The 13497-nt window shown below is 60.8% G+C and carries 10 protein-coding genes; 5 read left to right on the top strand and 5 right to left on the bottom strand.

All coding sequences use genetic code 11. The annotated features are described in order from the left end of the window. Positions 1-559: 559 nt before the first annotated feature. The 4 genes from tcyN to EGJ27_RS21035 form a co-directional block, all read right to left on the bottom strand. Entirely contained in the window at positions 560-1303 is a 744-nt protein-coding gene (gene tcyN / locus EGJ27_RS21050; RefSeq protein ID WP_125832676.1) for an L-cystine ABC transporter ATP-binding protein TcyN, read from the bottom strand. Positions 1304-1306: 3 nt separating this feature from the next. Continuing rightward, positions 1307-1975, bottom strand: a complete 669-nt coding sequence (tcyL, locus tag EGJ27_RS21045) for a cystine ABC transporter permease (protein WP_125832675.1) — start codon at positions 1973-1975, stop codon at positions 1307-1309. After that, the gene (gene tcyJ / locus EGJ27_RS21040) at positions 1972-2769 is read right to left on the bottom strand and encodes a cystine ABC transporter substrate-binding protein (RefSeq protein WP_125832674.1); all 798 of its coding nucleotides are present in this window, start codon (positions 2767-2769) and stop codon (positions 1972-1974) included. The genes tcyL and tcyJ overlap by 4 nt, the downstream gene beginning before the upstream one ends. A gap of 198 nt (positions 2770-2967) precedes the next feature. Next, positions 2968-3966 (bottom strand): D-cysteine desulfhydrase, encoded by a 999-nt coding sequence (locus tag EGJ27_RS21035; RefSeq protein ID WP_125832673.1) that lies wholly within the window; start codon positions 3964-3966, stop codon positions 2968-2970. 200 nt (positions 3967-4166) lie between these two features. Here EGJ27_RS21035 and epsC point away from each other — a divergent pair, with 200 nt between their 5' ends. Next, positions 4167-5123, top strand: coding sequence for a serine O-acetyltransferase EpsC (gene epsC / locus EGJ27_RS21030; protein WP_125832672.1), 957 nt, complete (start codon positions 4167-4169; stop codon positions 5121-5123). 434 nt (positions 5124-5557) lie between these two features. After that, positions 5558-7513 carry a choline transporter BetT gene (betT, locus tag EGJ27_RS21025; RefSeq protein WP_177523074.1) on the top strand — a complete coding sequence of 652 codons (1956 nt, stop codon included), beginning with the start codon at positions 5558-5560 and terminating at the stop codon, positions 7511-7513. 64 nt (positions 7514-7577) lie between these two features. On the opposite strand, the gene EGJ27_RS21020 is transcribed toward betT, so the two are convergent. After that, positions 7578-8624: a LacI family DNA-binding transcriptional regulator gene (locus EGJ27_RS21020; RefSeq protein ID WP_125832670.1), complete on the bottom strand. Its 1047-nt coding sequence runs from the start codon at positions 8622-8624 to the stop codon at positions 7578-7580. 215 nt (positions 8625-8839) lie between these two features. Here EGJ27_RS21020 and EGJ27_RS21015 point away from each other — a divergent pair, with 215 nt between their 5' ends. The 3 genes from EGJ27_RS21015 to EGJ27_RS21005 are packed head-to-tail and all read left to right on the top strand — an operon-like array spanning position 8840 to position 13482. Next, entirely contained in the window at positions 8840-11113 is a 2274-nt protein-coding gene (locus EGJ27_RS21015; RefSeq protein WP_125832669.1) for a TonB-dependent receptor, read from the top strand. Positions 11114-11157: 44 nt separating this feature from the next. Continuing rightward, complete coding sequence (locus EGJ27_RS21010; RefSeq protein ID WP_125832668.1) at positions 11158-12486, top strand: LLM class flavin-dependent oxidoreductase; 1329 nt, start codon at positions 11158-11160, stop codon at positions 12484-12486. A gap of 60 nt (positions 12487-12546) precedes the next feature. Beyond that, positions 12547-13482 (top strand): sulfonate ABC transporter substrate-binding protein, encoded by a 936-nt coding sequence (locus tag EGJ27_RS21005; RefSeq protein ID WP_125832667.1) that lies wholly within the window; start codon positions 12547-12549, stop codon positions 13480-13482. The last annotated feature ends 15 nt before the right edge of the window (positions 13483-13497 follow it).

Genomic DNA, 13497 nt, shown 5'->3' with positions numbered 1-13497 from the left:
ACCAAGATTGCAAGTAATGAGTGGTTATAAATGGTCTGCATGTAAGTGCTGAATAACCCTCAAATAAGCAGTGCCGATAATTACCTTATCGGTCGGAGTAGTAGCAAACATTACAAACTGTAGGTATTTGCCACTTGCATATTGGCGGGCGTCGTAGACCCCTTACTTCAGTTGAGCTAATTGGCTTTGTGGTTTGTTGTCAACACGTGTTTGGTATGAGTGCGTGGGTTTAATGAAATTTAGAAATTTCCTACATATTACGTTTGAATCACGACTTCCAACTAATCGAAGATCCTACTCGTAACTAAAACGGCGTATCGCCCAGCGCAGCGCCAGGTGAGGGCAGGGGCTTGACCAGTCGACGCCGGGGCACGAGTGGGCACTCGGCGCCGGCCCGTCGGGGCGCTGCTGCGGTTGAAATGACTCTATTAGTCGATAGGACAGGCCAGTTAGGCGGCGGCCTTTGCGCAAAGATTTTGATCGGTCTTTTGCGCCAGAAATGTAAGACAAAGTAATTGCGACGCCAAAGTGCGTCGCAATGTTGAGCACCTTTGTAGGATCAGGCTCGGCTTCTCTCCAGAAACTGTCTGGTGCGCTCGTGCTGCGGGTTGGCGAACAGCGCCTTGGCGTCGCCTTGTTCCACGATCACGCCCTTGTCGATGAAGATCACCCGGTTGGCAACGTCCCGCGCGAAGCTCATTTCATGAGTCACGATCACCATGGTGCGGTTCTCTTCGGCCAAGGCACGAATGGCCGTCAGCACTTCCCCGACCAGCTCTGGGTCCAGCGCGGAAGTGGGTTCGTCGAACAAAATCACCTCCGGCTCCATCGCCAGTGCCCTGGCAATGGCCACGCGCTGCTGCTGGCCACCGGAGAGCCTGCGCGGGTACGCATCCTCCTTGCCCGTGAGGCCGACTTTCGCCAGCAGTTTGCGTCCCAGCGCAACGGCGCTCTCGCGGGCCATCTTCTTGACCACCACCGGGCCTTCGATGACGTTCTCCAGCGCCGTGCGATGCGGAAACAGGTTGAAGTTCTGGAACACGAACCCGACCTGCTGCCGCAGCTGGCGGATCAAGCCTTGCTGCTGGCTCAACGGTCGGCTGCCGTCTATTTCAATATCACCGACCTTGATACGGCCGCTGGTGGGTTCTTCCAGCAGATTCAAGCAGCGCAGCAGCGTAGTCTTGCCCGATCCGCTGGGGCCGATGATGGCGACGACCTCGCCGGCCTCGATCCGCAGATCGATGCCCTTGAGCACTTCCTGGCCTTTGAACTGCTTGGTGAGCTTTTCAACCACAATCATGCTTCAGGACTCCAGATCATGCCGGTTGACCCTCGCTTCCAACCGGTTCTGCAGATGCGAAAGCGCAGTGGCCAATACCCAGTAGATCAGCGCGGCGGCCAGGTACATGGTGAAGATTTCGAAAGTGCGGGCGGTGATCAGCTGGGCCTGGCGGAACAGCTCCGGAACCTGGATGGTCGCGGCCAGGGCAGTGTCCTTGACCAGCGAAATGAAACTGTTGCCCAGCGGCGGCAGGGCGGTGCGGGCCGCTTGCGGCAGGATCGCCCGGCGCATGGTTTGCCAGCGGGTCATGCCGATGCTGGCCGCCGCCTCCCACTGACCGCGATCCACGGCGCCGATGGCAGCCCGCAGGATTTCGCAGGCATAGGCGGCCATGTTCAGGGAAAAACCGATCAGCGCTGCCGGCAACGGGTCCAGCTCGATCCCCAGTTGCGGCAGGCCGTAATAAATCATGAACAACTGCACCAGCAACGGCGTGCCCCGAAAAAAGGACACGTAGATGCGGGCGATCCAGCTCAGCAACTTGAAGCGCGACAGGCGCATCAGTGCCAGGCCGAAGCCCAGCACCAATCCGAAAAACATCCCGCCCAGGCTAAGGATGACGGTGTAATACGCGCCCTTCAGCAGAAAGGGCGCGGAGTCCATCGCGAGCTGTAGGCTCTCTTCGATCATTTGGTCACATCAGCGTTGAAGTACTTTTGCGACAGTTTGGTGAGCGTACCGTCGGCGCGCAGCTTGTCGATGGCCTTGTTGACGGCGTCCAGCAGCTCTGGCTCTCCCTTGCGCAGCGTGACACCCGATTCCTGGCGCGAGAAGGGTTCGCCGGAAACGGCCAGGGTGTCCTTGGTCTTGGCGATCAGCTCCAGCGCTGCAAGGCGGTCGACCAGAATGGCATCGATACGGCCGACGCGCAGGTCCTGATACTTGGTCGGATCATCGTCGTAGGTGCGAACCACGGCGCCGGGCACGTTTTCCTTGAGCCATTGCTCGTAATTGGTGCCAAGGCCCACGCCAACCTTCTTGCCGGTCAGGTCTTGAGCGGTCTTGAAAGCGCCTTCGTTCTTCTTCTGGGTCAGCGCTTGGAGACCGGAGACGGTATAGGGCTGGGAGAAGTCGTACTTCTTCTTGCGCTCTTCGGAAATCGTGACCTGATTGATGACCACGTCCAGACGCTTGGACTCCAGTGCTGCGAGGATGCCATCCCATTTGGTCGGCTGAACCTTGGCCTTGACGCCCAGCTCTTTGGCCAGAGCTTCGGAGAATTCGACCTCGAAGCCGGTCAGCTTGCCGTTCTCGTCCACGAAGCTGAAGGGTGGATAGGTGCCTTCCAGGCCGACACTGAGCGTGCCGCTGTCCTTGATTTTCTGTAGCTGCTCGCCCGCCATGGCTTGCCCGGCAAGTCCTGTACCGAGCACGACGCTCAGAGCCGACAGAAGAAACGTACGACGAATAGCGGAAATGTTCATGCGAGCCTCTTTGTTATTCGAATACCAGGGTGGGAATGCCAGCTGCCTGAAAGACCAGGCAAGTTTCAGACCGGACCAGCGCGAGTTGGTTGGGTCGTTTTGAGCGGCGAGACTATAAAGCTGAATTCTTATGAATAAAAATAACTAAAAGCGATTTTTATATCTACTTCGAGCATAAGCCGCCCCTACGCGCTCGACTTATCCGGCAAACACACCAGGGTAGGCGAACAAGGCTGGCGCGCCGCCGGTGTGCAGGAAAATCAGCGGCCCGTCGTTGAAACGCTGGCGGCCGATGCCATCGAGCAGCCCGGCCATTGCCTTGCCGGTGTACACCGGGTCGAGCAGCACGCCTTCATGACTGGCGACCAGCTTGATCGCAGCCAGGGTTCCGGCATTCGGTTCGCCGTAGCGCGGGCCGAAATACTCGTCCCACAGCTGCACGCGGAAAGCCTGCGGCAGTGGCACTTCAAGCAGCTCGGCCGTGCGCTCGGCCAGGCCCTGAACCTTGGGCAACTGGGCGTCTTCGCTGCGCGATACCGTAACGCCGACCACCGGCAATTCCGGCAGCATATGGGCAAGCGCCAGGGCCAGGCCACTGTGCGTGCCGGCGCTACCGGATGGCAATATCACGGCGGCGAAGTCCAGGCCGGTCTGTTTGATCTGCTCGACCAATTCCAGCCCGCACCGCACGTAACCCAGGGCGCCCACCGGGCTGGAGCCGCCAATCGGCACCAGGTACGGCTTCTTGCCGCTGGCACGCAGGCGAGCGGCGAGAGCGTGCAGCTGTTCGTCGGCGTTATCGAGGTTTTCAACCAATTCGACCCTGGCGTCGAACAGGTCCAGCAACAGACGGTTGCCGTTGTGCAGGTAGTTGGGGTCTTCGGTGCCGATGGGGTTTTCCAGCAGCGCCGCGCAGCCCAGCCCCAGGCGTGCGGCCACTGCGGCGGTCTGGCGCACATGGTTGGACTGGATGGCACCGGCGGTGATCAAGGTATCGGCGCCCTGCGCGAGGGCGTCGGCGGCCAGGTACTCAAGCTTGCGGACCTTGTTGCCGCCCATCGCCAGCGCGGTGGTGTCGTCGCGCTTGATGTAGATGTCGCGGCCTGCCCAGTTCGACAGCCGTTCGAGCTTTTCCAGGGCGGTAGGCGCGCTGATCAGGTCCAGGCGATTGAAGCGGGCAAGCTGTTTTTCGATCATGGTGATAAATGAGCCGTGTAGAGAGTCCCCGGACTATAGGCAGACGATTCCTACACGGCAACCTGTGCCTGTTCATGGATCAGGCGGTATAGCCGTCAGAAAATAGTTATTTTTTCCGCAGGAATCTTTGCCGTAGAGTGGTGCAACGGTGGCCGGCAGCGTCCAGGCCGCGCTTTTTCTGACAGCAAGGAGAGTTCAGCGTGAGCGATATTCCAGAAGCTTGTGCCGAAGGTCGTTCCAGCCATTGGCAGTTGCAGCGAATCGTCAGCCAATTGCGCGATGCCCGCGACGACTGGCGCACCCGCAACCGGCGAGTGAGCGGCGAGCACGGCGGCCGAGAGCTGCCTTCCCGTGCAGCAATGAGCGAGATCCTTGAAGCGCTGAGCGGCGCACTGTTCCCGATGCGACTCGGCCCGGTCGATCTGCGTGAGGAGAGCGAAGACTTCTACGTCGGGCACACCCTGGACGTTTCGCTCAATGCACTGCTGGCTCAGGCCCGACTTGAATTGCGCTACGTCGCGCATCAGCAAGGGCAGGACCTCAAGAGCATTGATGAAAAAGCGTTGGCGCTGATCCAGGATTTCGCGACGGCGTTGCCTGGCATTCGCCGTCTGCTGGATACCGATGTGCTGGCCGCCTATCACGGCGATCCGGCGGCGCGCAGCGTCGATGAAGTCTTGCTGTGCTATCCGGGCATTCTGGCTGTGATCCATCATCGTCTGGCGCATCATCTGTACCGCGCCGGCTTGCCGCTGCTGGCGCGCATCAGTTCGGAAATCGCCCATTCGGCCACCGGCATCGACATCCACCCCGGCGCCCAGATCGGCCCGAGTTTCTTCATCGACCACGGCACAGGTGTGGTGATTGGCGAAACGGCAATCATCGGCGAGCGGGTGCGGATCTATCAGGCCGTGACACTGGGCGCCAAACGCTTTCCGGCGGATGAAGACGGGCAGTTGCAAAAAGGCCACGCGCGCCATCCTATCGTCGAGGATGACGTGGTCATCTATGCCGGCGCGACCATTCTGGGGCGCATCACCATCGGCAAGGGGTCGACCATCGGCGGCAATGTCTGGCTGACCCGCAGCGTTCCGGCCGGCTGCAACCTGACCCAGGCCAACCTGTTGCAACAGCAGGACGACGGCACGCAGAAGTGAATGACCTGCACAACGCTGCGGACGCGGCCCGGCGGGAGACAGCTGGCTGGCGACTGCAGTGTGTCAGTCATCGTTGACGGCGCGGGTCTATCGCGGTCGCGAGCAAGCTCCTCCCACCCACAATCCTCGTGTACGCCATTCCTCGCTGACTCATACAAAAAATTGCGTTTCAGTCCCTCCCCGACAAGCGGAACGAACCCCGTAGACCGTGCGTCATAGCGTGGTCCTAGCGCGCGGCCACCGGGCTGCGATTAGTCATTTCAAGACTATTCATGTTTTAATTGAACGCTCGTTCAATTAAAACCGGTGGTTCGCTGCCCGCTCACAACAGGAGGCTGACCTTTGCCACATCCGTTTTTCGCAGTGCCTTTGCCAGCAATACAGGTGCACATTTCATGAGTGCATCAAGCTCCCCATCCAGCGGCCTGGTGCGCATGAATGCGCCGGTTTTCTACTTCGCCGCCAGTTTCATCCTGATCTTCGGTGTCATCGTCATCGCCTTTCCGCAGGCCAGCGGCCAGTGGCTGCTGGCGGCGCAGAACTGGGCGGCCAATACGGTCGGCTGGTACTACATGCTGGTCATGACGCTGTATCTGGTCTTCGTGGTGGTCACCGCCGTATCCGGCTACGGCAAGATCAAGCTCGGTGCCGACCACGACGAGCCCGAATTCAGCTATCTCTCCTGGGCCGGCATGCTGTTCGCCGCGGGGATCAGCATCACGCTGTTCTTCTTCTGCGTTTCCGAGCCTTTGACCCACCTGCTGCAACCGCCGCAAGGCGAGGCCGGTAGCACCGAAGCGGCGCGGCAGGGCATGCAACTGCTTTTTCTGCACTGGGGCTTGCATGGCTGGGGCGTGTTCGCATTTGTCGGCATGGCGCTGGCGTACTTCGCCTATCGGCATAACCTGCCGCTGGCCTTGCGGTCTGCGCTGTACCCGCTGATTGGCAAGCGCATCAACGGCCCCATCGGCTATGCCGTGGATGGCTTCGGCATCATCGCGACCATCTTCGGCCTGGGTGCGGACATGGGCTTTGGGGTGCTGCACCTCAACTCCGGCCTTGATTACCTGTTCGGCGTCGCCCATACCCACTGGATTCAGGTCGGCCTGATCACATTGATGATGGGCGCGGCGATTCTGGTGGCCGTTGCGGGCGTCGACAAGGGCGTGCGGGTCATGTCCGACATCAATATGCTGTTGGCCTGTGCGCTGCTGTTGTTCGTGTTGTTCGCCGGCCCCACGCAGCACCTGCTCAACACCCTGGTACAGAACATCGGCGACTACCTCGGCGCGCTGCCGGTCAAGAGTTTCGACGTCTACGCCTACGACAAACCCAGTGACTGGCTGGGCGGCTGGACGGTGTTCTATTGGGCCTGGTGGATCGCATGGTCGCCGTTCGTGGGCCTGTTCATCGCCCGCATTTCCCGCGGCCGCACCATCCGCGAATTCGTGTTCGGCGTGCTATTGATTCCGCTGGGTTTCACCCTGGCGTGGATGTCGATCTTCGGTAACAGCGCCATCGATCAAGTGCTCAACCACGGCATGACCGCGCTGGGGCAATCGGCAATCGATGACCCGTCGATGACCCTGTACCTGCTGCTGGAGACCTATCCGTGGAGCAAGACGGTCATTGCCGTGACGGTCTTCATCAGCTTCGTGTTCTTCGTGACTTCGGCGGATTCCGGCACCGTGGTGCTTTCGACCCTGTCCGCCAAAGGCGGCAACCCGGACGAAGACGGCCCGAAATGGCTGCGCGTGTTCTGGGGCGTGGCGACCGCGCTGATCACCAGCGGCCTGCTGTTCTCCGGAAGCATCGATGCCCTCAAGTCAGCGGTGGTGCTCACTTCGCTACCGTTCTCGCTGATCCTGCTGTTGATGATGTGGGGCCTGCACAAAGCCTTCTTCATGGAATCCCAACGGCAGATCGCCCAGCTGTATTCGCTCGCTCCGGTTTCCGGCGCGCGACGCGGCGGCTGGCGCCAGCGCTTGAGTCAGGCGGTGCATTACCCGTCCCGCGACGAGGTCTATCGCTTCCTCGACCAGACCGTGCGTCCGGCCATCGAAGAAGTGACCGCGGTATTTCTTGAGAAAGGCTTGAGCGTCGACACCTTGCCCGACCCGGCCCACGACTCGGTCAGCCTGGAAATCGGCCATGGCGAGGAGCGCCCGTTCATCTATCAAGTCCAGATGAAAGGTTTCTTCACGCCGTCCTTCGCCCGCGGCGGCATGGGCTCCAAGCAACTGAACAACCGCCGCTATTACCGCGCTGAGGTTCATTTGAGCGAAGGCAGCCAGGATTACGATCTGGTGGGCTACAGCAAGGAACAGGTCATCAACGACGTGCTCGACCAGTACGAACGACACATGCAGTTTTTGCATTTGGTGCGTTGACAGGGCAGCTGCAAGCCCCAAGTTGCAAGCTACAGGTCAAAAGCTTGTAGCTTGCAGCCAGGTCTCAAGCACTTTCCCGTTCAATCAAACTGCAACCCAGCAGGTTCAGCCGCTGGATTTCCCCTTCGACCGGCAATACACCGAGGCTTTCCAGAACCCGGCGGGCGGCCAGTACGCCGATTTCCAGCGCAGGTGGTTTGATGGTGGTCAGGCTTGGCAGCAGCATGTGTGCGAAGGCGTAATCGCCGAAACCCATGATGGCGCAGTCTTGCGGAATACGCAGGCCGGCGCGTTGGCTTGCCAAAAGTCCGCCCGCTGCAAGGTTGTCATTGGCGAAGAACACCGCGTCGGGCCGTTCGGGGCTGCTCATCAGTGTTTCCATGGCCTGCTTGCCGGCTTCGAAGGGCGTGAGTCCGGCCTCGGGTACGAACACCCGCGGTTCCAGACCGATGGCTTCGAGCGTTGCGATGTAACCGTCGCGGCGTTCCAGAGCGCTCAAGTCGCCAGCCATGCTGTTCTGCACGAAGGCGATGCGGCGGTAGCCTTTGTCGTGCAGGTAACGGGTGGCAGTGATGCCCACTTCAACGTGTGAAAACCCGATCTGGATGGGCGCGCGTTCCGGCTGGTAATCCCAGGTTTCGATGATCGGGATATCGGCCTGGTGGATCATGGCTTCCGTCGCCGCGCTGTGGAAACGGCTGGTCAATACCAGTGCGGCAGGTGACCAGCCGAGAAAGGCGCGCACCGCGCTCTCTTCTTGATCGGCCGAGAAGTAACTCGACGCCAGCAACAGCTGGAAACCGTGCGCGCTCAGGGTATCGCTGAAACCTTGAATGGTATCGGCGAAGATCGGCCCGGAGATATTCGGGATCACCATCGCCACCACTCGACTGCGCGCCGACGCCAGGCCGCCAGCGACCAGGTTCGGCACATAGCCAAGCCCGCTGACTGCCGCCCCGATACGCTCGCGCAACTCTGGCGATACCTGATCAGGTTGATTGAAAAAACGCGACACGCTGATCGCCGACACGCCGGCCTGGCGGGCGACGTCATTGATGGTGACTCGCCCCGCGCCTCGACGTTTGCGGGTTGCCGGGATTTCTTCAGCCATGGGCTATCACTTCGTATAAAAGAAAAAGGAATATAAAAGTAATTTTTCAGTATTGGACGATCTAGCTGCCGGGTCCTGATACTTGTGATGTTAGCGCTAACAACAAAGGTTGTGCTACTCGCCACCGCGAATGCCTGAAGCCTCTAGCGCGCAAGCAACAAAAGGCACCAGTGCCCGGCACTGGTCGATCTGGGCATAGTCAGGCAGGCACGCAGATGCACACAACACGTGGGGATTTGGGCAAACAACATCTTCTGGCGCAGGCCGTTCAGCAGGCGGGCCAGGCGCGGGGGCGTCATTATGGCTGGCTGTTGCTGGGGCTTGCGGCAATGCCGATGGCGCACGCGCTGGCGGACACCGCTGCGGTGCAGGGAGCGGCCGCTCAGGAAACGACACTCAAATCGGTGACGGTCACCGCTACGCGCCGCGAAGAGTCGCTGCAAAAGGTGCCGGTCGCCGTCTCGGTGGTCGAAGGCGAGCAACTGGAGCGCGATAACCGCAACGGCGTGGCGAGCATCGTCCAGCAGATTCCCACTTTGAATTTCCGGACCGGCGCTTCCAACAAAGACACCTCGCTGTTCATTCGCGGCGTGGGTACCATTTCCACCTCACCGGGCGTCGAGCCGACCGTGGCCACTGTGATCGACGGCGTGGTCTACGGCCGTCCGGGCCAGGCCACCCTGGATCTGCTCGACCTGGAACGCATCGAAGTGCTGCGCGGTCCGCAAGGCACACTGTTCGGCAAGAACGCGTCGGCGGGTGTGCTCAACGTGGTTACCAAAGCGCCCACCGAGCAGACCCACGGCTATATCGACCAGTCCTATTACAGCGGCAATGAAAGCCGTACCCGTTTTGGCATCGGCGGCAGCCTGATTCCCGACAGGCTGAAAGGCTCGATCACCACCCTGTTCGGCAGCTACGACGGCAACGTCGATAACCAGCTCAACGGTCATGAGGTCAATGGTTACAACCGCAAGGGCGCACGCGGCAAGCTGGAGTTCACGCCCAGTGACGACGTAACGTTCACTCTGGCGGCGGATTACATGCAATCCCATGACGACGCGCCCAATGGCGTGGTGACCCAAGCGCTGACCCCCGCATTTGCCGGTGCGTTGGCGCCGGTGCGGGCCGACAGTGACAATCGCGACGTGAACAGCGATTTCCGCAGCCATGTGGACGACGTCAACAAGGGCTTGTCCGGGCAACTGGACTGGCAACTGGGCGATTACACCCTGACATCGATTACCGCCTGGCGCGGTTGGGACAACACCCAGTATCAGGACGGCGACCGCCTCGGCACCATTACTGCCGCGTTCCCCGGCACTGAAGACAAGGGCGAGCTGGAGTACAACCAGTATTCCCAGGAACTGCGGCTGGCCTCGCCCAAAGGCGAATTTCTCGAATACGTCGGCGGCCTGTTCTATATGCATGGCAAGAGTGACGAAACCTATCAGCGCACCCTGATCACACCGACCAGCCAGAGCCGCGGTATAGCCGACTACAGCACCACCAGCGACAGCTACTCGGTGTTCGGCGAAAGCACTTTCAACTTCACGCCGGATTTCCGTGCGATTGCCGGGCTGCGCTGGACCCACGACAGGCTGGAATACGACCACCGCCGCGTTTCGACCTCGGCCACCACCGTCAGCGGCATCCAGCCGGCCACCAGCAGTTCCGGCTCGGTGGACGAGGACGGCAAGTCTGGTCGCCTGGGTCTGCAGTACGATTTGAGCGACGACGTCACCACCTACGTCACCTACTCGCGAGGCTACAAAGGACCGGCCTACAACGTGTTCTTCAACATGCAGCCGCGGGATACCGATGCGCTCAAACCGGAAACCTCTAACACTTGGGAAGTCGGCATCAAGGCTTCTTCCTGGAACAATCGCCTGACCACCAATCTGGCGGTGTTCCATAGCGACTACGACAACTATCAGGCCAACTTCTACGACAGCGTGGCCGGCCAGGTGGTAACCCGGTTGATCAACGCCGGCAGTGTCAGCACCGAAGGCGTCGAGCTGGATTACGCCTTGCAGGCCGCCCACAACCTGAAGATTTCCGGAGCGCTGGCCTATACCAAGGCGCGCATCGACACCTTCGCTTGCCCGGCCGGTGCGGCAGCGTCCTGCAATGTCGATGGCAAGACGCTGCCCTACAGCCCGGACTGGAAAAGCTACGTTCGTGCCGACTACACCATCGCGCTGGATAACGGCCTGGATATCGAACTGGGCACCGATTACAGCTGGCAGAGCGAAGTGCAGTACGACATCAGCCAGAACCCCGACACCAGGCAGGGCGCCTACGGTCTCTGGAATGCCAGCGTCGCCCTGGCCGATTACAACGAAGGCTGGCGCGTCGCGTTGCTGGGCAAAAACCTCGCCGACAAGTCCTATGCACCGATGCTCGCCACCGGCGGCAGCTACATCTATCGCTCAGTGCCGCGTGATGATGAGCGTTACTTCGGTGTGCAATTGCGTAAGGACTTTTGAGCCGTTGCGTGCGACAACCCTCAATCAATTCCAAGGAGTCTGATATGAGCAAGTCTGCTCGTCAGTTGAAGCTGGGCGCGTTCCTGATGGCCACCGGTCACCACGTCGCGGCCTGGCGCCATCCGGAGGTACCAGCCGACGCAGGTCTGGATTTCAAGCAGTACCGGCATCTGGCGCAAGTGGCGGAGGCGGCGAAGTTCGATGCGCTGTTCGTGGCCGACAGCGTGGCGGCGGCAACCGGAGACATCGCCAGCCATATGGCGCGCTCCGATCATTTCGAGCCGCTGACCCTGCTTTCGGCCCTGAGCGCGGTGACCGATCGCATCGGGCTGATCGCTACCGCGACCACCACCTATAACGAGCCGTACCACGTGGCGCGCAAGTTTGCTTCCCTCGATCACCTGTCGGGTGGCCGCGCGGGGTGGAATCTGGTGACGTCGGACGCAGCGGCCGAAGCGCAGAACTTCGGCCGTGAGCAGCACGTCGGGCATGCCGAGCGTTACAGTCGGGCGCGAGAATTTCATCAGGTGGTGACGGGTTTGTGGGACAGCTGGGCCGATGACGCTTTCACCCGAGACAAGGCCGGCGGGCAGTATTACGACCCGGCCAGGCTGCATGTGCTGAATCACGAGGGCGAGCATTTCAAGGTCAAAGGGCCGCTGAACGTGGCGCGTTCTCCGCAAGGCCAGCCGGTGGTGGTGCAGGCCGGCTCGTCCGAAGTGGGTCGCGATCTGGCCGCGCAGACCGCTGAAGTGGTGTTCACGGCGCAGACTTCGCTGGCCAATGCCCAAGCCTTTTACGCAGACCTCAAGGGACGGCTGGCGATCTATGGACGCAGCCCGGAGTCGCTGAAGATCATGCCCGGCGTGTTCATCGTGGTAGCGGAAACCCAAGCCTTGGCGCAGGAGAAATTCGAGTCGTTTCAGGATCTGGTCGAGCCGCAGGTGGGCGTCGCGCTGCTGGGTCGCATGCTGGGCAACTTCGATCTGTCGGGCTATCCACTGGACGGCCCGCTCCCGGAACTGCCGCTGACCGACAGCGGCCAGCGCAGTCGCCAGAAATTGCTGACGGATCTGGCGGCCGACGAAAATCTCAACCTGACACAGTTGGGCAGACGCATTGCCGGTGGGCGAGGGCATTACAACCTGATTGGTACACCGACGCAGATTGCCGACGAGTTGCAGGTCTGGTTTGAACAGGGCGCAGCCGATGGCTTCAACGTGCTGGTGCCGCATCTGCCCGGCGGCCTGGAAGACGTCGCCCGACTGCTGGTTCCCGAACTGCAACGTCGCGGGCTGTTCCGCACCGAATACGAAGGCACGACCCTGCGGGAAAACCTGGGATTGCCCAGGCCGTCGAACCGGTTTGAGTGAGCCCTATGCGTTCCCACACCAGTAGACCTCAGGACAATGAACACCCCAAGGAAAGCAGTTATGAAACCACTGGCACTCTTTACCGCAGCGCTCGCATTCTGCGGGCTGATCAACAGTGTTCAGGCTGCCGAGCCGGACACGCTACGCATCGGCTACCAGAAAGGCTCGATCACGCTGGTGCTGGCCAAGGAGCATGGCCTGCTGGAGAAGCGGTTCGCGGATACACACGTCAAGTGGATCGAGTTTCCGGCCGGGCCGCAAATGCTTGAAGCCTTGAATATCGGCAGCCTGGACATCGCCTCGACGGGCGATATCCCGCCGATCTTCGCTCAGGTGGCCGGTGCCGATCTGGTCTACGTCGGCGCCGAGCCGGCCAAGCCTTCGGCGGAAAGCATTCTGGTGCGCAACGAAAGCTCGCTCAACAACGTGGCCGACCTCAAAGGCCGCAAGGTTGCGCTGCAAAAGGGTTCGAGCGCCCACAACCTGGTCTTGCGCGCCTTGAACAAAGCCGGGTTGACGTTCAAGGACATCCAGCCGATCTATCTGAGCCCGGCCGACGCGCGGGCCGCGTTCGAGAACGGTAGCGTCGATGCCTGGGCGATCTGGGACCCGTACTATTCCATCGCGCTGGTCGAGGGTCATAGCCGACTGCTGGCCGATGGCGAAGGGCTGGGCTTGTCCGGGCCGTTCTACACCGCTCGGCGCAGCTTTGCCGAGCAGTACCCGCTGTTTGTCCGGCACGTGCTCGATGAACTGACACGGGCTGATGACCTGACCCGCGACCAGCGTGCCGACAGCATTGCCACTCTGACCCGCAGCATGGGGCTGCCTGAAGCGGTGATCACGCGCTACATTGACCACCGTCCTGCGTCGCCGACGCTGCCGATCAGCCCGGAGATCATCAAGGCGCAACAGGCCACCGCCGATCTGTTCTATGAGAACCGACTGATTCCCAAGCGAGTCGATATCCAGCAGGCCGTCTGGCAAAGACAGTGATGCGCCACCTACAGC

This window comes from Pseudomonas sp. v388 (genome assembly GCF_003935425.1).
Classification (GTDB): domain Bacteria; phylum Pseudomonadota; class Gammaproteobacteria; order Pseudomonadales; family Pseudomonadaceae; genus Aquipseudomonas.
Note: the sequence above shows the minus strand (reverse complement) of the source record. Positions and strands in the feature narration are given on the sequence as shown.